Below are 20,554 nucleotides of genomic sequence, written 5' to 3'. Positions count from 1 at the left end.
CATGAATCCGATCTATTCACGCCGACGCCGCAAGGACATCGTCGTCCGCGGGCTCTGCATCGCCGCAACCGCCTTCGGCGTCACCTGGCTCGCGCTGATCCTGATCACGCTGCTCTACAACGGGCTGGCGGGACTCAATGTCCAGCTGTTCACCGAGAACACGCCGCCACCGGGATCGAACGAGGGCGGTCTGCTCAACGCCATCGTCGGCTCGCTGATCATGACCGTGATCGGCGTCGGCATCGGCGCGCCGCTCGGTATGTTCGCCGGCACCTATCTCGCCGAATACGGCCGCAATGACCGGCTGACCTCGGTGATCCGCTTCATCAACGACATCCTGCTCTCGGCGCCCTCGATCATCATCGGCCTGTTCATCTACGGCGCCGTGGTGGTGCCGATGCGCGGCTTCTCGGCGATCGCAGGCTCGCTCGCCCTCGCGGTCATCGTGATCCCGGTGGTGCTGCGCACGACCGAGGACATGCTGCTGCTGGTGCCGAACGCGTTGCGCGAGGCGGCCTCGGCGCTCGGCCTGCCGCGTTCGCTGGTGATCAAGCGGATCGCTTATCGGGCTGCCCGATCGGGTCTCATCACCGGCGTGCTGCTCGCGACCGCTCGCGTCGCCGGTGAAACCGCGCCGCTGCTGTTCACCGCGCTATCGAACCAGTTCTTCAGCCTCGGCCTGAACAAGACGATGGCGAACCTGCCTGTGACCATCAACAACTTCGTGCAGAGCCCCTATGCCTATTGGAAGCAGTTGGCCTGGAGCGGGGCGCTGCTCATCACCCTGACCGTTCTTGCCCTTAATATTTTCGCGCGCATCCTTGGCGCCGAGAGGACCGCAAAATGAGTGATCTTTCCGTGTCGATGAGCGCGTCCGGTGGACTGCCGCATGCGGCGGTGCTGCCCGAGGCGCCTCCCAAGGTGACCGTGCGTAACCTGAACTTCTATTACGGCGAGCACCATGCGCTGAAGAACATCAACCTGACGCTCGGCGCCAACCGCGTTACGGCGTTCATCGGTCCGTCGGGCTGCGGCAAGTCGACCCTGCTGCGCATCTTCAACCGGATGTACGACCTCTATCCCGGCCAGCGCGCCACCGGTCAGCTCATGCTCGATCAGACCAACATTCTCGACCCCAGGCTGGACCTCAATTTGCTGCGCGCCCGCGTCGGCATGGTGTTCCAGAAGCCGACGCCGTTCCCGATGACGATCTACGAGAACATCGCGTTCGGCATCCGTCTCTATGAGAAGATCTCGAAGTCCGAGATGGACGGCCGCGTCGAGAAGGCGCTGCGCGGCGGCGCGCTGTGGAACGAGGTCAAGGACAAGCTCAACGCCTCCGGCCTGTCGCTCTCCGGCGGCCAGCAGCAGCGCCTCTGCATCGCCCGCACCGTCGCGGTGAGGCCCGAGGTGATTCTGTTCGACGAACCCTGTTCGGCGCTCGACCCGATCTCGACCGCCAAGGTCGAGGAGCTGATCCAGGAGCTGTCCGAGGATTACACGATTGCGATCGTCACCCACAACATGCAGCAGGCGGCGCGCGTCTCCGACAAGACCGCCTTCATGTATCTCGGCGAGCTGATAGAGTTCGACGACACCAGCAAGATCTTCACGTCGCCGTCCGATCGGCGCACGCAGGATTACATCACCGGCCGGTTCGGCTAGGAGACGCGACATGGGTTCTGAACATACCGCAAAGGCCTTCGACACCGACCTCCAGGAACTCACTCGCCTGGTCGCCGAGATGGGCGGCATCGCCGAGCGCATGATCGTCGAGTCCGTCGACGCGCTGATCCGCCGCGACGTCCCGCTCGGCCAGCGCGTCGTCGCCATCGACACCGAGCTCGACGCGCTGCAGAAGCGCATCGAGGAGCGTGCGGTGCTCACCATCGCCCGCCGCCAGCCGATGGCGGTCGATCTGCGCGAGATCGTCGGCGCCATGCGCGTCGCGACCGATCTCGAGCGCATCGGCGACCTCGCCAAGAACATGGGCAAGCGGGTTGCGGCGCTGGAGACGGACTTCCATCCGCTCAAGCTGTTCCGCGGCCTCGAGCACATGACCGACCTCGTGCAGCAGCAGGTCAAGTCGGTGCTGGACGCCTATGCCGCGCATGATTTGCCGGCGGCGATGGCGGTGTGGAAGGGCGACGAGGAAGTCGACGCCATCTGCACCTCGCTGTTCCGCGAACTCCTCACCTACATGATGGAGGATCCGCGCAATATCTCGTTCTGCATCCATTTGATGTTCTGCGCCAAGAACATCGAGCGGATCGGCGACCACGCCACCAATATCGCCGAGACCGTGTTCTACATGATCGAGGGCCAGGCGATCACCGACAAGCGGCCGAAGGGCGACATGACGACCTTTGCCAACACGGTACCGAACACCTGAAGATTTAAGGAGCGACGACCCGATGGGCGCACGCATTATGGTGGTTGAGGACGAGGAAGCCCTGACCGAGCTTCTCCGCTACAACCTCGAAGGCGACGGCTATGACGTCGAGACGGTGATGCGCGGCGACGACGCCGACACCCGCCTCAAGGAGCACATCCCCGATCTGATCGTGCTCGACTGGATGCTGCCGGGCCTGTCAGGCATCGAATTGTGTCGGCGGCTTCGCACCCGTCCCGAGACCAAGCAGCTCCCGATCATCATGCTCACCGCGCGCGGCGAGGAGAGCGAGCGGGTGCGGGGTCTTGCGACCGGCGCCGACGATTACATCGTCAAGCCGTTCTCGGTGCCGGAGCTGCTGGCGCGCGTGAAAGGCCTGCTGCGGCGCGCGAGCCCGGAGCGCCTCGCCACCGTCCTTGCTTTTGGCGACATCGAGCTCGACCGTGACAAGCGCCGCGTGGCGCGCTCGGGCCGGCCGATCGATCTCGGTCCGACCGAATATCGCCTGCTGGAGTTCTTCCTGGAGCACCCGGGACGGGTGTTCTCGCGCGAACAGCTGCTCGACAGCGTCTGGGGCCGCGACATCTATATCGACGAGCGCACCGTCGACGTGCATATCGGCCGCCTGCGCAAGCTGCTCAATCTCGGCCGCGAGCAGGACCCGATCCGCACCGTCCGCGGCGCCGGCTACGCGCTGGATGATCGGTTTGCCAAGGCAGAGCAGGTGTAGGGTTGCAGGCTTGTTTGTTGGCGAGCTGTCCCTGCATTCTCAGCCGTCGTCCCGGACAAGCGAGCGAAGCGAGCGCTGATCCGGGCCCATAACCACCGAACGTGGTTTGGCGAAGACTCGGAGTGACCCCTTCCGCACGATTATTGCGTGCTCGGAGTATGGGTCCCGGCCCCCTGTGCGCAATTGCGCACTAGGCCGGGACGACACTGAAATTGTTGAACTGTCTTCGCGTGACGACTAACGGGGACCCGGCTTTACCGGTGCGCGGCGCCGATCCGACGCCGGCTGGTACGCAACGCGCGAGTGCTGAGCGCAATAGGGCAGTCCGGACAGCGCCCTTCCACCGCAGAAGAAGAAGTCCGGGCTCGAGGGATCGCCGACCGGCCAGTGGCAGGTCGCCTCGTTCAATTCCAGCAGCGACAGCCGCTGGCTCATCGGCACCACGTTGTCATAGGTGACCGGATCCGGCTCAGCCTCCACCTCGAAGGCCTGCGCCAGCGCGGTGTTGCCGCGCGAGATCGGGCGGCTCACCCGCATCATGTGCTGCGCGGGGCGCGCCTTGCGCGGCCGCGGCGCTGCCGATGATGGGCTCTTGGCGCGGCCCGAAAGGCCGAGCCTGTGCACTTTGCCGATCACGGCATTGCGGGTCACATTGCCGAGCTCCGCCGCGATCTGGCTGGCCGAAAGTCCGGCCTCCCAGAGCTTTTTCAGCTGCTCGACGCGATCATCGGACCAGGTCAAAACCGTCATTGCACCCTTTCCCTCGCTGCGCGCCAGCCATCCTGGGGCCTCGCAGCGAATGCCTAAGCCTTCAAAAACCCGTGCCGCCAGAATCCCTTAAGGCTCGCCGGGCGCGTCTTGAACGCCCGAACGTTTACGCCGGTACATAAGGACTTAAAGATCAGAACCACTGCACGAGATGTCGTATCTGACAATCCAAACGCTACAATATGGCGTGACTCCCGCGCAAGAGTCCGCCGACTCGCTTCCACATGTTCCGTGGCCAAATCCCGCAAAATCGGCACCGCAAGACTACGGATTCAGCGTTTCGCGAGGCTTTCCGGGCGGCATTGACACCCGTTTCACCAGGCCTAAGATAGTCGCACGTGCCGCCCTCAAGAGGCGGCACGTTTCGTTTTCCGGGCCGGTCGATGGTGCGTTGCGCAATGCACGCTCACTCCGTCCGCAACATTCAAGTGACCATCATGACTAACAGCGCAGCGCCGCATTTGCTCCCCGTTTTCGCCAGGTCCGACCTTGGTTTCGAGCGTGGCGAAGGCTGCTGGCTGATCGCGACCAATGGCGAGCGCTATCTCGATTTCACCTCCGGGGTGGCGGTGAATGCGCTCGGCCATGCCCATCCGGCGCTGGTCGCGGCGTTGCAGGAGCAGGCCACCAAGCTCTGGCACATGTCGAACCTGTTCCAGAGCCCGGACGGCGAAAAGCTCGCCGCGCGCCTGTGCAATGAAAGCTTCGCGGACTTCGTGTTCTTCTGCAATTCCGGCGCCGAAGCGCTGGAATGCGTGATCAAGGTCGTGCGCCGTTATCACGCCGCAAAGGGTCATCCCGACCGCTATCGCATGATCACCTTCGAAGGCGCCTTCCATGGCCGCACGCTGGCGACGCTGGCCGCAACGGGATCGGCAAAATATCTCGAAGGTTTCGGCCCTCCGATGGAGGGCTTCGACCAGGTTGCGCATGGCGATCTCGATGCCGTGAAAAAGGCAATCGGTCCGCAGACCGCCGGCATCCTGATCGAGCCGATCCAGGGCGAGGGCGGTGTGCGTTCGGCAACGCCCGCCTTCCTGAGGGCGTTGCGCCAGCTCTGCGACGAGAAGGGTCTGTTGCTCGCCTTCGACGAGGTGCAGACCGGCATGGGCCGCACCGGCGATCTGTTCGCGTACCGCCGCCTTGGCGTCGAACCCGACGTGATGTCGCTGGCCAAGGCGCTCGGCGGCGGCTTCCCGATCGGCGCCTGCCTTGCGACCGCGGAAGCGGCGTCCGGCATGACGCCGGGCTCGCACGGCTCGACCTTCGGGGGCAATCCGCTCGCGATCGCGGCTGCGAACGCCGTGCTCGACGTCATGCTCAAGCCCGGCTTCTTCGACCACGTGCAGAGGATGTCGCTGCTGCTCAAGCAGAAGCTCGCCTCCGTGATCGACCGTCACGGCGATGTCGTCAGCGAAGTGCGCGGCGAGGGCCTCCTGATCGGCATCAAGGCCGTGGTGCCCTCCGGCGATCTCGTTGCAGCCTTGCGCGACCAAAAGCTGCTCACCGTCGGTGCCGGCGACAATGTCGTGCGTTTCCTGCCGCCTTTGATCGTTACCGAAGCCGAGATCGAGGACAGCGTCGGGCGGCTCGAGCGCGCCTGCACCGCGTTGTCCGGCAACAAGCGGGCGGCAAGCTGATGAGCAAGTCGCCCGATAAAACACCGAAGCACTTCCTCGATATCAACGAGCTGCCGCTGTCGGAGCTCAAGCGCATGCTCGCTGCGTCCTCCGCGATGAAGGCGAAGCAGAAGGCGCATCAGCCGGTCAGGCCGCTCGAAGGCAAGACCCTGGCGATGATCTTCGAGCGCCCCTCGACGCGGACGCGGGTGTCTTTCGACGTCGCCATGCGCCAGCTCGGCGGCGAGCCCATCATGCTCACCGGCGCCGAAATGCAGCTCGGCCGCGGCGAGACCATCGCCGACACCGCGCGCGTGCTGTCGCGCTATGTCGACGCCATCATGATCCGCATTCTCAATCACGATGCGCTGCTGGAGCTTGCGGCAAACGCCACCGTGCCCGTCATCAACGGCCTGACGCGCCGCTCGCATCCCTGCCAGGTGATGGCGGACCTCATGACCTACGAGGAACATCGCGGCCCGATCGAGGGCAAGACCGTGGCCTGGACCGGCGACGACAACAACGTGCTCGCCTCCTGGGCGCACGCCGCCGAGCGCTTCAAGTTCCAGCTCAATGTCGCGACGCCTCCGGAGCTCGCGCCGAAAAAGGCGATGCGCGACTTCATCAAGGCGACCGGCGCGCCGATCATGCTCGGCACGGATGCCGAAGCCGCCGTGCGCGGCGCCGATTGTGTCGTGACCGACACCTGGGTGTCGATGGGCGACAAGGAAGGCGAGCACCGCCACAACGTGCTCAAGCCCTATCAGGTCAATGCGCAGCTGATGTCGCTTGCCAAGCCGGATGCGCTATTCATGCACTGCCTGCCCGCCCATCGCGGCGAGGAGGTCACCGACGAGGTGATCGACGGTCCACAATCCGTCGTGTTCGACGAGGCCGAAAACCGCCTGCACGCGCAAAAGGGCATTCTGGCCTGGTGCTTCGACGCAGTGAAGTAATCCGGGCCGGTATCCGCCGTGCCGGCGAAGTAGGTCTTCATCGTCGTCCTGGCCTTCGCCAGGACGACACCGAATTTGCCGTGCTTGCGTACGATCCGTGCTGCATTCTGGATGCAGCCCTCCCCCCTTCCAATTCCGCCTTCCGACCCCAGATAAAGCGCCATGGTTTCCCAATCCCCTGATATGAAAACCGGGCCTGAAGGCCCGGTTCGCGCGCCATCCGCGGTTCCGATCGACGACGCCGTGCTGCCTTACGAGGTCGACGCGCTCGATGTGCGCGGTCGGCTGGTGCGGCTTGGTCCGGCGCTCGACGAAATCCTGACCAAGCACGATTATCCCGCGCCGGTCGGCAAGCTGCTCGGCGAGGCCATCGTGCTGACCACGCTGCTTGGCTCCTCGCTGAAGTTCGAGGGCCGCTTCATTCTCCAGGCCCAGACCGACGGTCCGGTGTCGTTCCTGGTCGTGGACTATCAGGCGCCGGATCGCCTGCGCGCCTATGCGCGCTACGACGCCGCGCGCCTCGGCGAGGCCAAAGATACTGGCACGCATTCCGGCGCGCTGCTGGGCCACGGTCATCTCGCCATGACCATCGACCAAGGCCCCGACATGAGCCGCTACCAGGGCCTGGTTGCGCTCGACGGCGGCAGCCTCGAAGACGCCGCTCACGAATATTTCCTGCGCTCCGAGCAGATCCCGACACGCGTGCGTCTCGCTGTCGGCGAGGAATGGCGTTCGAACGACGGCGGCAAGCATCGCTGGCGTGCTGGCGGCATGCTGATGCAGTTCCTGCCGAAGGCGCCCGAGCGTGCGCGGCAGGCCGATCTGCATCCCGGCGATGCGCCCGAAGGCGTCGAAGTGCACGCCGTCGCTGAAGACGATGCCTGGGTCGAGGCACGCTCGCTGATCGAGACCGTCGAAGACGTTGAGCTGATCGATCCGGAGCTGTCCGGGGAGCGGCTGCTCTACCGCCTGTTCCACGAGCGCGGCGTGCGCGTGTTCAATCCGCTGCCCTTGAAGGCGCAATGCTCCTGCTCGCGCGATGCGGTGGCATCGATGCTAAAGAGCTTTTCGTCTGACGACCGTGCCGCGATGGTCAAGGACGACAAGGTCGTCGTGACCTGCGAGTTCTGCAGCTCGGTGTACGAGTTCACGCCGGATGAAGCAGGCGTGGAAGACGCGTAAGGCGTTAGCCTGCAGGTGCGATAGGGTCGGCCAAAGCGGAGCGCGCCCACCATCTCCTGCCCTAGTTCAACACCCGCTTGTTGTCCGGGCTGTCCAGCGAGAACGTCGGCACGTCAATTTCGAAGCGCTCGCCGGTCGCGCTGACCATCTGGTAGCGGCCGGTCATGAAGCCCGAGGCGGTCGTGAGCGGGACGCCGGAGGTGTATTCGAAGCGTTCGCCGGGCGCGAGCGTCGGCTGCTCGCCGACGACGCCCTCGCCCTTCACCTCCTGCTGCCGGCCGGTGGCGTCGGTGATGATCCAGTGCCGCGTCTTGAGCTGCACGGTCTCGTCGCCGGAATTGGTGATGACGACGGTGTAGGCCCAGAAATAACGGGAGCGGTCAGCCGACGACTGCTCCGGAACAAAGTTCGGCTCGACGGTCACTTCGATCTGGCGGGTCACGGCGCGGTACATGATTGCCATCATACCGAAAACCGCCCGGGAACCAAACGCCGGAGACGCCTTGGCGACATCGTCCCGCCAGAATTCGCAGGGAAGTACACGTCCAAATGGGCTTGCAAATGTACTTGCTTGTGATCCGGTCGTTTTGCGAGATGACGGCCGGACCGGTACACTCCTTGCCACGTCGCGATTTGCGGAAGGGTTTTTAGGCCCCCGATGACCATTGCCGACCAAGTGACGGGATCGACGATCGCGGGAACCGCTAAACCTGTGGAGGTCAAGTCCGCGGGAGCGAAGCGGCGCGCGGCCGCGCCGGCCATTTCGCTGCCCGCCATCGGCGAGCGCGAGCTCCGGCTGGACCTATTCCGCGGCCTTGCGCTGTGGCTGATCTTCATCGACCATTTGCCGCCGAGCCTTCTGACCTGGTTCACGATCCGCAATTACGGCTTCAGCGACGCCACCGAGATCTTCATCTTCATCTCCGGCTATACCGCCGCCTTCGTCTACGGTCGGGCGATGCTGGAGTCCGGCATCGTCGTCGCCACCGCGCGCATCCTGCGGCGCGTCTGGCAGATCTATGTCGCCCACGTCTTCCTGTTCACGATCTTCCTTGCCGAAATCTCCTACGTCGCGACCAGGTTCGAGAACCCGCTCTACACCGAAGAGATGGGCATCATGGATTTCCTCAAGCAGCCCGACGTCACGATCGTGCAGGCGCTGCTGCTGCGCTTCCGTCCGGTCAACATGGACGTGCTGCCGCTCTACATCGTGCTGATGCTGGCGCTGCCCTTGATCCTGTGGCTGATGAAGTGGCGCCCCGACGTGACGCTCGGCCTCTCGGTCGCGCTCTACGCGGTGACCTGGGAATACGACCTCTATCTGTCGGCCTATCCGAACGGCTTCTGGGCCTTCAATCCCTTCGCCTGGCAATTGCTGTTCGTGTTCGGGGCATGGTGCGCGCTCGGGGGTGCGCGACGCATGTCGCACATTCTGGCTTCGCGGGTGACGATGTGGATCGCGATCGCCTATCTGGTTGCGGCATTCTACGTGACGCTGACCTGGTATGTGCCGCAGCTCTCCCACTTCATGCCGAAGCGGCTCGAGCAGTGGATGTATCCGATCGACAAGGCCGACCTTGACGTGCTGCGCTTCACGCATTTCCTGGCGCTGGCCGCGCTCACCGTGCGCGTCCTGCCCCGGGACTGGCCGGGCCTGAAATCGCCCTGGCTGCGGCCGCTGATCCTGTGCGGCTCGCATTCCCTGGAGATATTCTGTCTCGGCGTCTTCCTCGCCTTTGCCGGCCATTTCATCCTGGCCGAAGTCTCGGGCGGCCCGGTCATGCATGCGCTAATAAGTCTCTCCGGAATCCTGATCATGTGGGCCATGGCCTGGCTGATTTCGTGGTACAAGCGGGTGGCTGACAAGAGCGGTTCGAAAACCAAAAGCGCCGTCGGCAGCGCCGATATGGCGGGAGGGGGCTGATGAAGGCGAAGGTTTTCCTGAGCCTGATCCTGCTGTGCGGTGGTCTCGCCGCGCCTCCGGCGCGCGCGGACGATGCTGCGCCGGCTGCTTCAGCCGCGCCCGCAGCCTGTGAAGTGCCGTCCTATCTGCTCACCAGCGAAAGCCAGCTTCCCAAGGTCGCCGATGCCGTGAAGGCCGGCAAGCCGCTCGAAATCCTGGTCATCGGCAGTCGCTCGACCACGATTCCGGCTTCCGAGGACGCCTCTTATCCGGCGCGGATGCAGGCCATCCTGAAGGACAAGCTGCCGCCGTCCGAGATTGTGCACGTCTCCGTAGAAATACAGAGCAAGAAAACGGCCGAGGAGGCGGCTGCCAGCTTCGTTAAGCTGATGGAAGCAAAAACGCCTACTTTGGTCATCTGGCAGACCGGGACTGTCGATGCTATCCGGGCCATCGATCCCGATGATTTTCGTGGCGCGGTGACCGAAGGGGTTGTTGCGTTGCAAAAGGCAGGGGCTGACGTCGTCTTGATGAATTTGCAGTACAGTCCGCGTACCGAAACCATGATCTCGGTGCCGCCATACCTCGACAATATGCGGGTGGTGGCGCAGGAGCACGATATTCCGCTGTTCGATCGGTTCGCGATCATGCGGCAGTGGAATGATCAGGGCCAGTTCGACCTATTCAGCCCGTCGCGCGGCCCCGAGTTGGCGAAGCAGGTCCATGATTGCCTTGGCCGGGCGTTGGCACAGTTCCTGATCGACGCTGCCCATCTGGAGCCGGCCCAGCAGCAAAATTGAGGTCTAGCGTTAATGAGTTCTCTCCGCCCTTTTTGCCTGACGGCATGGCTGGCTGTGCCCGCAGCAGCGGTGCTGCTGTTGCTGAGTCCGGCCTCGCAGTCCCACGCGCAGACGCAGGCCGCGCAGGCAACACCGGCCCCGCAGCAGTCGGCTGATCCGGCTCCCGCTTCACCGTCCCAGACCACCGTCGCAGCGACGTCCCCCGACCAGCGCGGCATCACGGCGCGCGCCATCGACAAGGTGAAGCAGGTCGCGAAATCCGCCGGCGACATCTTTAGCCGCGTGCCCTGCCTGTCGCCGAAGGGCGGCTCGAAGGCGATGGGCTCGCTGCCGCATGTCGCGGGCAAGCTCGTCGCCGGCCAGCCCGTCGTCATCGTCGCGTTCGGCTCGTCGTCGACCGCGGGATTCGGCGCGAGCTCGCCGGAGTTCAACTATCCCAATCGCCTTGCCGCGCAGCTGCACCGGCACTATCCGACCGCCGACATCACCGTCGTCAATGCCGGCGTCGGCGGCGAGGATGCGCCCGAGATGATGAAGCGTCTCCAGAAAGAGGTGATCGACGTGCATCCGGATCTGGTGATCTGGCAGGTCGGCACCAATGCCGTGCTGCGCAATCTCGATCCTGGCGAGACCGCCAAACTGGTCGAGGACGGCATCGCTCGCATCCAGGCCACCGGCGGCACCGACATCGTGCTGGTCGATCCGCAATATTCGCCCGCGGTCAACCAGCGCGCCGAGAGCGCCGGCAAGATGGTGAAGCTGCTCGGCAAGGTCGCCGAGCTCCGTCACGTCGGTATCTTCCCGCGCTTCGAGGTGATGCGCGACTGGCACGAGAAGCAATCCCTTCCGGTCGAGAGTTTCGTGATCGCGGACGGACTGCACATGAACGATTGGGGCTATGCCTGCTTCGCCCAGCTCCTCGGCGACGACATCATCCGCTCCGTCGGCCAAATCAAGCTCGGCGTGAACGTGCCCGCGGACGTGCGGACCTATCGGCCGATGTAGCTGCTGCAGGGTGGGCAAAGGCGCGCTCTTCGCGCCGTGCCCACCATCCAGCGGCACTGTGATCGTGAATGGTGGCACGCTTGCTTTGCCCACCCTACGATGTCGAATGCGTGGCTACGCCTTCTCCAGCGCCGCGGTCAGATCCTCGATCAGATCGTCCGCGTGCTCGAGGCCTGCCGAGAAGCGGATGAATCCTTCGCTGATGCCGAGCGCGGCGCGGTCCTCCGGCTTCAAACGCTGATGCGTCGTGGTCGCGGGATGGGTGACGAGGCTCTTGGCGTCGCCGAGATTGTTCGAGATCTTGGCGAGCTTGAGCTCGTTGAGCACGCGGAACGCCGCCTGCTTGCCGCCCTTGACCTCGAGGCCGACCAGCGTCGAGCCGCCGCGCATCTGCTTCTTCACCAATGCAGCCTGCGGATGATCGGCGCGGCCGGGAAACACCAGCCGCGAAATCTTCGGATGGCTCGCCAGCACGTCCGCGATGCGCGCCGCCGTCTCGGTCTGCGCGCGCACGCGCACGGCGAGCGTCTCCAGCCCCTTGAGCAGGACCCAGGCGTTGAACGGCGAGATCGACGGGCCGGTCTGGCGCATGAAATTGTGGATGTGCTCGGCGATGAACGCTTCCGAGGACAGGATGATGCCGCCGAGACAGCGGCCCTGGCCGTCGATGTGCTTGGTCGCGGAATAGACCACGACGTCGGCGCCGAGCGCGAGCGGGCTCTGCCAGATCGGGGTGGCGAACACGTTGTCGACGACGAGCCGCGCGCCGCCACTATGCGCGATCTCGGCAATGCCGGGAATGTCGAGCACGTCGAGCGTCGGATTGGTCGGGCTCTCCAGGAAGAACGTCTTGGTGTTCGGCTTCATGGCGCGCTGCCACTGGTCGAGATCGAGGCCGTCGACCAGCGTGGTCTCGATGCCGTAGCGCGGCAGTAAATCCTGCACGACGTAGAGACACGAGCCGAACAGCGCGCGCGAGGCCACGACGTGATCGCCGGCCTTGAGCGGCGCCAGGATCGCGGTCGTCACCGCGGCCATGCCGGTCGCGGCCGAACGTGCCGCTTCGGCGCCTTCGAGCTCGATCATGCGGCGCTCGAACATCGAGATGGTCGGATTGGAGTAGCGTGAATAGATGAAGCCGGGGTCCTCGCCCTTGAACCGCGCCTCGCACTCCTCAGCGCTGTTGTAGACGTAGCCCTGGGTCAGGAACAGCGACTCCGACGTCTCGCCATATTGCGAGCGTAAGGTGCCGGAATGAACCAGGCGAGTTTCGGGACGGTAGTGGGCGGTTGGCGCCGGGGACTTCGACATAGGACCTCCTGACGTGACCATCGAGAATGGTCACAAAAAAACCGGCCTGGAATATCTCCACGGGCCGGGATCACAGAGGTCCCCGGCCTGTTTAGCGACTTATTTAACGTGGCTGCAAGCCGGCCGGCTCAAATCACCACGGGATAAGTCATGCTCATATTCCGCAATGCCCTTTCCGTCAAGACGTCCATCGGATAGCCGTAAAACGCTCATATTTCCCGCATGTCGGGATGTGTTTGATCCCTGATGAGGACCCCGGGTTGACGTTCACGGTCGCCGCCGACGCCAATGGTATCCTGCCCGACCGCATGATCGCGGCGATGGCGGAGGGCGGTCTCATCCTGCCCGCTTACGACTTCGTCGAAAGCCAGATCCAGCCGGCGAGCCTCGATTTGCGTCTTGGCGATATCGCCTATCGCGTTCGCGCCAGCTTCCTGCCCGGTCCCGGCGCCACGGTCGCCGAGCGCATCGACGAGTTGAAGCTGCACGAGTTCAGCCTCGCCGACGGCGCGGTGCTGGAGACCAACTGCGTCTACATCGTGCCGCTGCTTGAAAGCCTCGCGCTGCCGCCGGAAATCGTCGCGGCCGCCAACCCGAAGAGCTCGACCGGCCGGCTCGACGTCTTCACCCGCGTGATCGCCGACGGCACCCGCCGCTTCGACATGATCGGTGCCGGCTATCACGGCCCGCTCTATGCCGAGATCAGCCCGAAGACGTTTCCGGTGCTGGTCAGCGAGGGCTCGCGCCTGAGCCAGGTGCGCTTCCGCACCGGCGATGCCATCCTCAACATCGACGACCTCGAGGGGCTGCACGCGACCGAGCGTCTCGTCGATATCGACGACGCCGACCTCACCGGCGGCGTCGCCGTCTCTGTTGATCTCTCCGGCGAGAAGAGCGGCGGCTTCGTCGGCTACCGCGCCAAGCGCCACACCGGCGTCATCGACGTCGATCGCCGCGCCGGCTATTCCGTCGAGGACTTCTGGGAGCCGATCTCGGCCCGTCCCGACGGCAGCCTGATCCTCGATCCCGGCGAGTTCTATATCCTCGCGTCGAAAGAGGCGGTGCAGGTGCCGCCCGATTACGCCGCGGAGATGGTGCCGTTCGATCCGCTGGTCGGCGAGTTCCGCGTGCATTATGCCGGATTCTTCGATCCCGGCTTCGGCTATGCCGGCGCCGGCGGGCTAGGCTCGCGCGCCGTGCTCGAAGTGCGCTCGCGCGAGGTGCCGTTCATCCTCGAGCACGGCCAGATCGTCGGCCGCCTCGTCTACGAGAAGATGCTGGCCCGCCCCGACGCGATGTACGGCCAGCGCATCGGCTCGAACTACCAGGCGCAGGGCCTGAAGCTGAGCAAGCATTTCCGGGTGTAGGGATAGCCTCACCTTCCGCTGTCATGCCTCGGCTTGACCGGGGCATCCAGTACGCCGTAGCCTATTGGTTCGATCACATCCGCCTCTGGAATACTGGATCGCCCGATCAAGTCGGGCGATGACACCGAATCTGTGTCAAGATGGGAAGTGAATCTACGTCCGAGGTGGCGAAATGACAGATCAATCCGAACTCGACGCAAGAATCCTCGACGACGTCGCCGACGCGCTGATCTATTCGGATCGCTCCGGCACGATCATGCGCTGGAACCGCGCATCGTCCGCACTGTTCGGCTTCTCGGCGGACGAAGCGCTGGGCCAGAATCTCGACCTGATCATTCCCGAACATCTGCGCGCCGCGCACTGGAAAGGTTTTGAGGCCGCGCTTGCCAGCGGCGCGATGAAGCTTGCGGGCAAGCCGACACTGACCCGCGCGCTGCACAAGGACGGACGCAAGCTCTACATCGAGATGACCTTTGCGCTGGTGCGGGACGCCGCTGGAGTGGTGCAAGGATCGGTGGCGATGGCACGCGACGTCACCGAGCGCGTCGAGCGCGAGCGTGCCGCCAAAGCCTCGCAAACTAAGCCTGCGCAAAATTCGTGATGCGGAATTGGCGCGCCGGCGTGCAGGGCTCCCTGCGTGCGGCTCAACTTGTCCGTCACCGGATGCAGTGACACACTCGATCAGAACAACGATCGGGAGCGAACATGACCGCACCAGACCCCGCGCAGGAAGCTCAATGGAAACGCTGGCGCGCGGTTGCCGATCTCTATCACGCCTACTTCACCGGTCTGATCCTCACCGTGGTCACGCGTCGCGGCACGGCAGATGCTGCGGAGTTCGTCTTTCGCGTGTTCCGCCGCCAGCAGCAGGAGCGCTTCCTGCCGGGGCTGGAGAAGCTCGGGCTGAGCCATCTGCCGCCCGCCGTGGCAGCCGCGCAATATCACTATCTCTCGAACTGGATCGGCGGCGTGCACGTCGAATACATGTATGATAGCGACCGCAAAGCCTGGATACGCTATCCGCCGCCGCGCTGGATATGGAAAGGCACTGCCATCTGCGGCGTGCCGGGCGAAGTCTCGCGCGCGATGCTGCGCGGCTGGCACGCCAACAACGGCGTGGCGCTCGGCGATACCAGATTGGGGTTCGTCTGCACGAAGCAGAGCGTCGACGGCCAGGACGGGCTCGAAGGCTACTATTATCAATATGACCAGCCCCTCGAACTCGACCAGCGCCTCGTGTTCGCGCGGCACCTCGAAGCCCCGCTGTTCGATGCAGCCGCGGCTCCGGCGTTGCCGGTCGCAAGCTGGCCAAGGCCGAGACTGGAAAAAGCCTATCGCAACTATGCGATGGAATATGTGCGCACCGCCGCGCCCGTGATGGTGCAGCTGTTCGGTCCGGAGGATGCGGGCTATCTCCTGCACCTCACGGGCAAGCTGATCGGGATGCAATATTTCGATGAGGTCGCTGCGGCGCTGTCGATGGGCCGCGGCGGTGCGAGCGAATTCGCGACGTTCCTCAACGCGCTGTTTGTCGCGCAGGACGATGCGGCTGAGACGACGCAATCCGAGGGCACGTTCGAAATCCGTCAGCAGAGCTGGAGGTTGATGGAAGACGTCGCCGATAACCACTCCGCTTGCGCCAAGGTGCTGGCGGGGTTGTTCGAGGGGCTTGCGGCCGGGTGCGGCCGGCACATCGGCGTGCACCTGTCCGCGACACCGAGCGGTCGTCCGCCATTGCTCTGGACGATTGGGTAGACGACGGCGTCACCGCGCTGCCGCAGGGCACGCCTGCACCTAGCGCAGGAGGAATCGCTGCGCGTCGTGCTAACAAGCCTCTTGTTGCGCCCTGCGCGAACCAATTCATTGGCACACCCAAGCATTGCTGCGCCGGAAATGGCGCTTTGCCCGGAGAGGACATGTCAGACATCGCCGAAATCCCGGTCGATGAACAAGAGCGTCCGCTGCCGCCGCCTCCGCGCCCCGTGAGGAGCGCGCTGATGGACGGGCCGATCCTGCGCACGCTGCTCGGACTGGCCTGGCCCAACGTGGTCGCGCTCTCAGCCGGCACTTGCACGGTAATTGCGGAGACCTCCTATATCGGACGGCTCGGCGTGGAAGCGCTGGCCGCGATGGCGCTGGTGTTTCCGACAGTGATCCTGACCATGACCATGTCAGGCGGTGCGATGGGCGGCGCGGTGGCCTCCGCCATCGCGCGCGCGCTCGGCGCGGGCGATCGCGAGCGTGCCGGGACGCTCGCCGCGCACGCGCTGCTGATCGGCATCAGCTTCGGCCTCGTCTTCATGCTGGGCATGCTGATCTTCGGGCCCAAGGTGCTTGAGATGCTCGGCGGCCGCGGCGACGTGCTGACGCATGCGATCGCCTACACCCAGGTGTTTTTCGGCGGCGCCGTGCTGCCCTGGCTGCTCAACACCATGGCCGGCGTCCTGCGCGGCACCGGCAACATGAAGCTGCCGTCGCTGTTGATCCTCAATTCCGCGGCCTGGCAGATCGTGCTCGGTGGCACGCTTGGCCTCGGCCTCGGTCCGGTGCCGCAATTCGGCATGCGCGGCGTCGCCGCCGGCGCGCTGATTGCCTATTGCATGAATATCGGCGTGATGGGCTGGTACCTGTTCTCCGGCCGCGCCCGCGTGACGCCGAAGCTGCGCGGACTTCGCATCCAATGGGCGATGTTTTTCGACATCCTCAAAGTGGGCGCCATCGCCTGCTTCTCGCCGCTGCAATCGGTGCTGACGATCTCGATCTTCACTCACATGCTTGCGAAATTCGGCACCGCGATCCTGGCCGGCTACGGCATCGGTGCGCGGCTGGAATTCCTGCTGACCTCGATCGCGTTCTCGTTCGGCATCGCCTCGGTGCCGATGATCGGCATGGCGGTCGGCGCCGGCCGCATCGCCCGCGCCCGGCGCATCGCCTGGATCGCAGCGGCGAGCGCCTTCGTCGCCGTCGGTGCACCGGCGTGCCTGGTCGCGGCCTTCCCCGATCTCTGGGTCAACATCTTCACGGACAGCGCGACCGTGCGCGCCACCAGCCACCAATATTTGTCGACGGTGGCGCCGTTCTACGCCTTCATCGGCCTCGCCTCGACGATGTATTTCTCGTCGCAGGGCGCTGCGAAGGTGATCGGCCCGGTGCTGGCGCAGACCGCGCGGCTGATCTACATCTCGGCTGTCGGCTGGTGGCTGTCGACGCATGATGCCACCGCGCAAAGCTTCTTCTGGCTGGCGGCGAGCTCGATGGTCGTGCTCGGCCTGCTCTCGTGCTCCAGCGTGGTGCTGACACGCTGGGGACCGCGCCAAACCAAACCTGCGATCAGGCCGGCTCTGTCGGCCGCCGCGGACTAGCGGTGCCTGTGGCGGCGATGGCCGCCACCACCGCCGACATTGGCGAGCCGCATCAGTTGCGGAATCATCGCCATCATGTCGCCGCCACCGGCGCCGCCGAGCATGCCCATGATATCGCCGCCGCCGATGCCGCCCATTCCGGCCGGCATGGTGCCGCCTCCACCCATCGGCGCGTAGCCGCCGTAATTGGGCGCGCCGAAACCGCCGCCGAGGTTGCCGGCGCCGAGGCCGCCAATGCCACCGCCGCCCATCATGCCAAGACCACCACCGCCATTCTCCATCATGCGGCTCATCATCGGGCCCATGGTCTGCATCATCATGCCGAAGCGGCGCTTGCCCATCTTGGCCTTCATCATCTCGAGCATCGGCGCCATCTGGGTCATTATGTCCTCGCCGCCGGCACCGCCGCCGCCGAAGAACTGCGCCTTTGCCGGCGCGCTCGAAATCGAAAACATCAGCAGCACGGCGGCCGCCTGGCAGATCACCTTGTCCGCACCTCTCATGGCCTGCTCCTCGCGTGCGTGGCGCCGCCGGGAGAGCGGAGCCAACCGGACGCACGGCGCCATCGTTATTGCGGACGAGGGCTGGGCTCTGTGAGAAAGATCACGCAGCTGCGGCCGGAAACGCGCGGTGTATGGCGGCGACGGCGTCCTTGGTCTGTCCCTGCACATAGGGCGCGAGCTCGTTCGGCAGCATGTCGATGATCCAGACCAGGCGGCATCTCGCCTCGCCCTCGGCGATCACCTGCACCGAGGCGCTGTAATGCTTCAGCCGCTCGTTGTTGATCGCGTAGACCAGCCGCCGCCCGGCATCGTCGCAATCGACCAGCACCTCGCGCGCCACCGATCCGTTGGCGAAGGTGACGATGCGCGTGTCGCCGTCGAGCGTGCAGGCCGTGACGAAGCCCGGCGCCAACCGCCGATGCAGCGCGCCGAAATCGCGCACGGCATCCCAGACGTCGCGCGCTGGGGCGTTGAGGGGAATGTCGTTGTGGATGGAGGCCATGATGCAATCCTGGTTGAGTTCCTTGATGTAGAGAAGCGAGCGATAGCGCCGTCATCCCAGCTGTCATCGCCCGACTCCATCGGGCGATCCAGTATTCCAGAGGCCGCTGTGATTGAATCGAGGAGCCGCGGCGTACTGGATACCCCGGTCAAGCCGGGGGATGACAGCGTGTGTGTGTGGTGAGGGCTGCCGCGTTCACACACAGACCGCCTCAACATTGTTGCCATCGGGATCGATCAAAAACGACGCGTAGTAAGTCGGGCTGTAATCCTTGCGCGGGCCGGCGCCGCCATTGTCGCGGCCACCGCTCTTCAAGCCCTCGCTGTGGAATGCCTTGACCGCGTCATGATCCCCCGCGCGAAACGCGATGTGCACGCCATCGGCTTTGCGCCCCTTGTTCAGGTGCAGCCACAGCGCCGGCTCGCCCTTCGGCCCGAAGCCGGCATAACCATCGCCACTCGAGCACACGACATAACCGAGCGGCGCCAGCACCGCGGTGTAGAAGCGCGTGGCGGCGTCGAGGTCGGCAACGCGCAATCCGATATGGTCGTACATGGTCGTCTCCATTGCCAAAGCGCGCCACAATCGGCGCGCGCCGGAGACGAACCTAGTCAGTTGAGGGCAAGCTGCTCTTGGAGAATCTTGCGCTCTCCCTTCGAAGCCTGGCGGAACTTGGTCGGCGAGACGCCGGCGGCGCGGTGGAAGGTGCGGACGAAGTTGGAGAGATCGCCGAAGCCGACGTCGTAGGCGATGTCGGTGACTGCGATGTCGTCGTCAGTCAGCAGCCGCGCCGCATGCCGCAGCCGCGAGCGCACCAGATATTGATGCGGAGTGACGCCGAGCACGGCGGAGAACAGCCGCAGGAAGTGGAAGGGGCTGAGGCCTGCCTGCCGTGCGGCCTGTTCGAGGTCGACCTCGGCATGCGAGTTGGCGTCGATCCAGAGCGCGGCTTCCACGGCGCGGCGGCGATCACGCGCCGTCGGTGTCGTCGGCTTGCGCGCCTTGCCCGACACGACATCGACGAAACGACCGGTGAGGATCTGCCCGACCTCGTCGAGACCGAGGTCGCTGTTGCCATCTGCCGCCGTCTGGGCGAGCTCGCCCAGCACCATCAGCTCGGGCAGCGGTGGCGTCGCGCCGACCTGCCAGACGTCGCTCCGGCCGCCGAGCGCGTCGACCAGATCCTCGCTGAGGAAAAAGGACAGGCAGACGTCGCCGGCGACGTGCTCATGTGTGCAGGTGTATTCCTCGCCTGGCGCGCCGACCAGCATCGAGCCCGCCACCAGCTCGAAGAAGCCGGCGCGGCAATGACAGCCAAAGCTGCCGGCGCGGACATAGGCGATGGAATGGCCGGTGCGGCACTCCGCAAACGGGCTGTCGTCCGGTCCCGCGTCGCAGCGAAACTCGGAGACGGTCATCGAGGGGGTGGTCAGCAGCGTTGTTGCATCCATCCCGCCTATCTAGGTGGAGGGTCTCGGTGGGGCAACGGGCAGCAGGACGTCGAACAGCGTCTTGCTGGCGATCGGATGGGTGCCCTCCAGCGACAGCAGCCGCCGCTTGGAGATTACGCCGCCATAGGGCGAGAGCCGGTCGGTGTAATTGCCGGCCTCCAGCACCCGGTGACAGGGCACGATCAGCATGTAGGGATTTTTCGCGATCGCCTGGGCCACCGAATGCGCCGCGCCGGAGGCGCTTAGCGCCTTGGCGATCTCGTGATAGGTGCGCGTCTCCCCGCGCGGGATGGCGCAGGCCGCCTCGTAGACCCGCCGGTTGAAGCCGGGCACCCCGCTCGCGTCCAGGCTGACCTCGGAAAAATCAGCATCGCTGCCCTGCAGCAAGCTCACGATGCCCTCGATCGCGAACTCGGCGTTCGCGGAAGGCCGCTGCTCGCGTGCCTCGGGATGGATCTGGAAAATCCGGCGGCGGGTGTCGATCTCCCGCGCCTCCGGCAGCTGCACGGCGACGACCCCGGTGCTGCTCCAGATGATGCCGCAGCGCCCTATGGTCGTGTCGAATATCGCGTAGCCATGCCCCACCATACACACGCCCCCACGCAACGTACGCTCTCCCCAGACCGCGACCATAACACCGCCACAATCCGCCGCACCCAAAATCTTACCGGAAACTTAAGAAGGGGCGGGCGGGCTGCGCCAA

General features: G+C 64.9%; 22 protein-coding genes and 1 riboswitch. Of the genes, 14 read left to right on the top strand and 8 right to left on the bottom strand.

Annotated features, from left to right (window positions below):
* Nucleotide 1 precedes the first annotated feature (1 nt).
* The 4 genes from pstA to phoB are packed head-to-tail and all read left to right on the top strand — an operon-like array spanning nt 2 to nt 3,122.
* Nucleotides 2-847 (top strand): phosphate ABC transporter permease PstA, encoded by an 846-nt coding sequence (gene pstA / locus RX329_RS40490; RefSeq protein ID WP_018456065.1) that lies wholly within the window; start codon nt 2-4, stop codon nt 845-847.
* Nucleotides 844-1,665 carry a phosphate ABC transporter ATP-binding protein PstB gene (pstB, locus tag RX329_RS40485; protein ID WP_085349683.1) on the top strand — a complete coding sequence of 274 codons (822 nt, stop codon included), beginning with the start codon at nt 844-846 and terminating at the stop codon, nt 1,663-1,665. Before pstA ends, pstB begins: the two co-directional genes overlap by 4 nt.
* Before the next feature lie 10 nt (nt 1,666-1,675).
* The gene (gene phoU, locus RX329_RS40480) at nt 1,676-2,392 is read left to right on the top strand and encodes a phosphate signaling complex protein PhoU (protein ID WP_018456067.1); all 717 of its coding nucleotides are present in this window, start codon (nt 1,676-1,678) and stop codon (nt 2,390-2,392) included.
* A 22-nt stretch (nt 2,393-2,414) separates the two neighbouring features.
* Entirely contained in the window at nt 2,415-3,122 is a 708-nt protein-coding gene (gene phoB, locus RX329_RS40475; protein WP_007597871.1) for a phosphate regulon transcriptional regulator PhoB, read from the top strand.
* A gap of 237 nt (nt 3,123-3,359) precedes the next feature.
* On the opposite strand, the gene RX329_RS40470 is transcribed toward phoB, so the two are convergent.
* Entirely contained in the window at nt 3,360-3,872 is a 513-nt protein-coding gene (locus RX329_RS40470) for a GcrA family cell cycle regulator (RefSeq protein ID WP_007597869.1), read from the bottom strand.
* Between the two features lie 455 nt (nt 3,873-4,327).
* Here RX329_RS40470 and RX329_RS40465 point away from each other — a divergent pair, with 455 nt between their 5' ends.
* The 3 genes from RX329_RS40465 to RX329_RS40455 all read left to right on the top strand — a co-directional run bounded on the left by RX329_RS40465 (nt 4,328) and on the right by RX329_RS40455 (nt 7,647).
* Nucleotides 4,328-5,530 carry an aspartate aminotransferase family protein gene (locus RX329_RS40465; RefSeq protein WP_026233078.1) on the top strand — a complete coding sequence of 401 codons (1,203 nt, stop codon included), beginning with the start codon at nt 4,328-4,330 and terminating at the stop codon, nt 5,528-5,530.
* On the top strand, nt 5,530-6,465 hold the full coding sequence (gene argF / locus RX329_RS40460) for an ornithine carbamoyltransferase (RefSeq protein WP_085349685.1): 936 nt from the start codon (nt 5,530-5,532) through the stop codon (nt 6,463-6,465). Before RX329_RS40465 ends, argF begins: the two co-directional genes overlap by 1 nt.
* A 162-nt stretch (nt 6,466-6,627) precedes the next feature.
* Nucleotides 6,628-7,647 (top strand): Hsp33 family molecular chaperone, encoded by a 1,020-nt coding sequence (locus RX329_RS40455; RefSeq protein WP_026233079.1) that lies wholly within the window; start codon nt 6,628-6,630, stop codon nt 7,645-7,647.
* 61 nt (nt 7,648-7,708) lie between these two features.
* Here the strand turns inward: RX329_RS40455 and apaG are convergent, their stop codons facing one another.
* Nucleotides 7,709-8,101: a Co2+/Mg2+ efflux protein ApaG gene (apaG, locus tag RX329_RS40450; RefSeq protein ID WP_026233080.1), complete on the bottom strand. Its 393-nt coding sequence runs from the start codon at nt 8,099-8,101 to the stop codon at nt 7,709-7,711.
* A 204-nt stretch (nt 8,102-8,305) separates the two neighbouring features.
* On the opposite strand from apaG, the gene RX329_RS40445 reads away from it, so the two are divergent.
* Genes RX329_RS40445 through RX329_RS40435 form a run of 3 tightly spaced genes read left to right on the top strand, consistent with a single transcriptional unit; the run spans nt 8,306 to nt 11,355 of the window.
* A complete protein-coding gene (locus RX329_RS40445) occupies nt 8,306-9,571 on the top strand; it encodes an OpgC domain-containing protein (protein WP_085349686.1) in 1,266 nt (421 codons plus the stop codon).
* Nucleotides 9,571-10,350 carry an SGNH/GDSL hydrolase family protein gene (locus RX329_RS40440; protein ID WP_085358309.1) on the top strand — a complete coding sequence of 260 codons (780 nt, stop codon included), beginning with the start codon at nt 9,571-9,573 and terminating at the stop codon, nt 10,348-10,350. The genes RX329_RS40445 and RX329_RS40440 overlap by 1 nt, the downstream gene beginning before the upstream one ends.
* 12 nt (nt 10,351-10,362) lie before the next feature.
* Nucleotides 10,363-11,355 (top strand): SGNH/GDSL hydrolase family protein, encoded by a 993-nt coding sequence (locus RX329_RS40435; protein ID WP_026233081.1) that lies wholly within the window; start codon nt 10,363-10,365, stop codon nt 11,353-11,355.
* A 114-nt stretch (nt 11,356-11,469) separates the two neighbouring features.
* Here RX329_RS40435 and RX329_RS40430 read toward each other — a convergent pair whose 3' ends face one another.
* A complete protein-coding gene (locus RX329_RS40430; protein ID WP_007615678.1) occupies nt 11,470-12,666 on the bottom strand; it encodes an O-succinylhomoserine sulfhydrylase in 1,197 nt (398 codons plus the stop codon).
* A 70-nt stretch (nt 12,667-12,736) separates the two neighbouring features.
* Nucleotides 12,737-12,816, bottom strand: a riboswitch (SAM riboswitch).
* Nucleotides 12,817-12,896: 80 nt separating this feature from the next.
* Between RX329_RS40430 and RX329_RS40425 the strand changes: the two genes are divergently transcribed.
* From RX329_RS40425 to RX329_RS40410, 4 genes are all read left to right on the top strand, one after another.
* Nucleotides 12,897-14,033, top strand: coding sequence for a 2'-deoxycytidine 5'-triphosphate deaminase (locus tag RX329_RS40425; RefSeq protein ID WP_085358313.1), 1,137 nt, complete (start codon nt 12,897-12,899; stop codon nt 14,031-14,033).
* 172 nt (nt 14,034-14,205) lie between these two features.
* Nucleotides 14,206-14,634 (top strand): PAS domain-containing protein, encoded by a 429-nt coding sequence (locus RX329_RS40420; protein ID WP_018456077.1) that lies wholly within the window; start codon nt 14,206-14,208, stop codon nt 14,632-14,634.
* Nucleotides 14,635-14,738: 104 nt separating this feature from the next.
* On the top strand, nt 14,739-15,788 hold the full coding sequence (locus RX329_RS40415) for a hypothetical protein (RefSeq protein ID WP_317245432.1): 1,050 nt from the start codon (nt 14,739-14,741) through the stop codon (nt 15,786-15,788).
* A gap of 161 nt (nt 15,789-15,949) precedes the next feature.
* Entirely contained in the window at nt 15,950-17,395 is a 1,446-nt protein-coding gene (locus tag RX329_RS40410; RefSeq protein ID WP_085349691.1) for an MATE family efflux transporter, read from the top strand.
* On the opposite strand, the gene RX329_RS40405 is transcribed toward RX329_RS40410, so the two are convergent.
* The 5 genes from RX329_RS40405 to RX329_RS40385 form a co-directional block, all read right to left on the bottom strand.
* Nucleotides 17,392-17,898 (bottom strand): hypothetical protein, encoded by a 507-nt coding sequence (locus tag RX329_RS40405; protein ID WP_026233082.1) that lies wholly within the window; start codon nt 17,896-17,898, stop codon nt 17,392-17,394. The two genes, RX329_RS40410 and RX329_RS40405, sit on opposite strands and share 4 nt — an antisense overlap.
* A gap of 100 nt (nt 17,899-17,998) precedes the next feature.
* Nucleotides 17,999-18,400 (bottom strand): SRPBCC family protein, encoded by a 402-nt coding sequence (locus tag RX329_RS40400; protein WP_085349693.1) that lies wholly within the window; start codon nt 18,398-18,400, stop codon nt 17,999-18,001.
* 195 nt (nt 18,401-18,595) lie between these two features.
* On the bottom strand, nt 18,596-18,955 hold the full coding sequence (locus tag RX329_RS40395) for a VOC family protein (RefSeq protein ID WP_026233083.1): 360 nt from the start codon (nt 18,953-18,955) through the stop codon (nt 18,596-18,598).
* A gap of 56 nt (nt 18,956-19,011) precedes the next feature.
* Entirely contained in the window at nt 19,012-19,851 is an 840-nt protein-coding gene (locus tag RX329_RS40390; RefSeq protein ID WP_018456083.1) for a helix-turn-helix transcriptional regulator, read from the bottom strand.
* Nucleotides 19,852-19,860: 9 nt separating this feature from the next.
* Nucleotides 19,861-20,439, bottom strand: a complete 579-nt coding sequence (locus tag RX329_RS40385) for a methylated-DNA--[protein]-cysteine S-methyltransferase (protein WP_085349694.1) — start codon at nt 20,437-20,439, stop codon at nt 19,861-19,863.
* Nucleotides 20,440-20,554 lie beyond the last annotated feature (115 nt).

This window comes from Bradyrhizobium sp. BWC-3-1 (assembly GCF_032917965.1).
GTDB classification, from domain to species: domain Bacteria; phylum Pseudomonadota; class Alphaproteobacteria; order Rhizobiales; family Xanthobacteraceae; genus Bradyrhizobium; species Bradyrhizobium canariense_D.
This window is presented reverse-complemented; position numbering and strand designations above follow the sequence as displayed.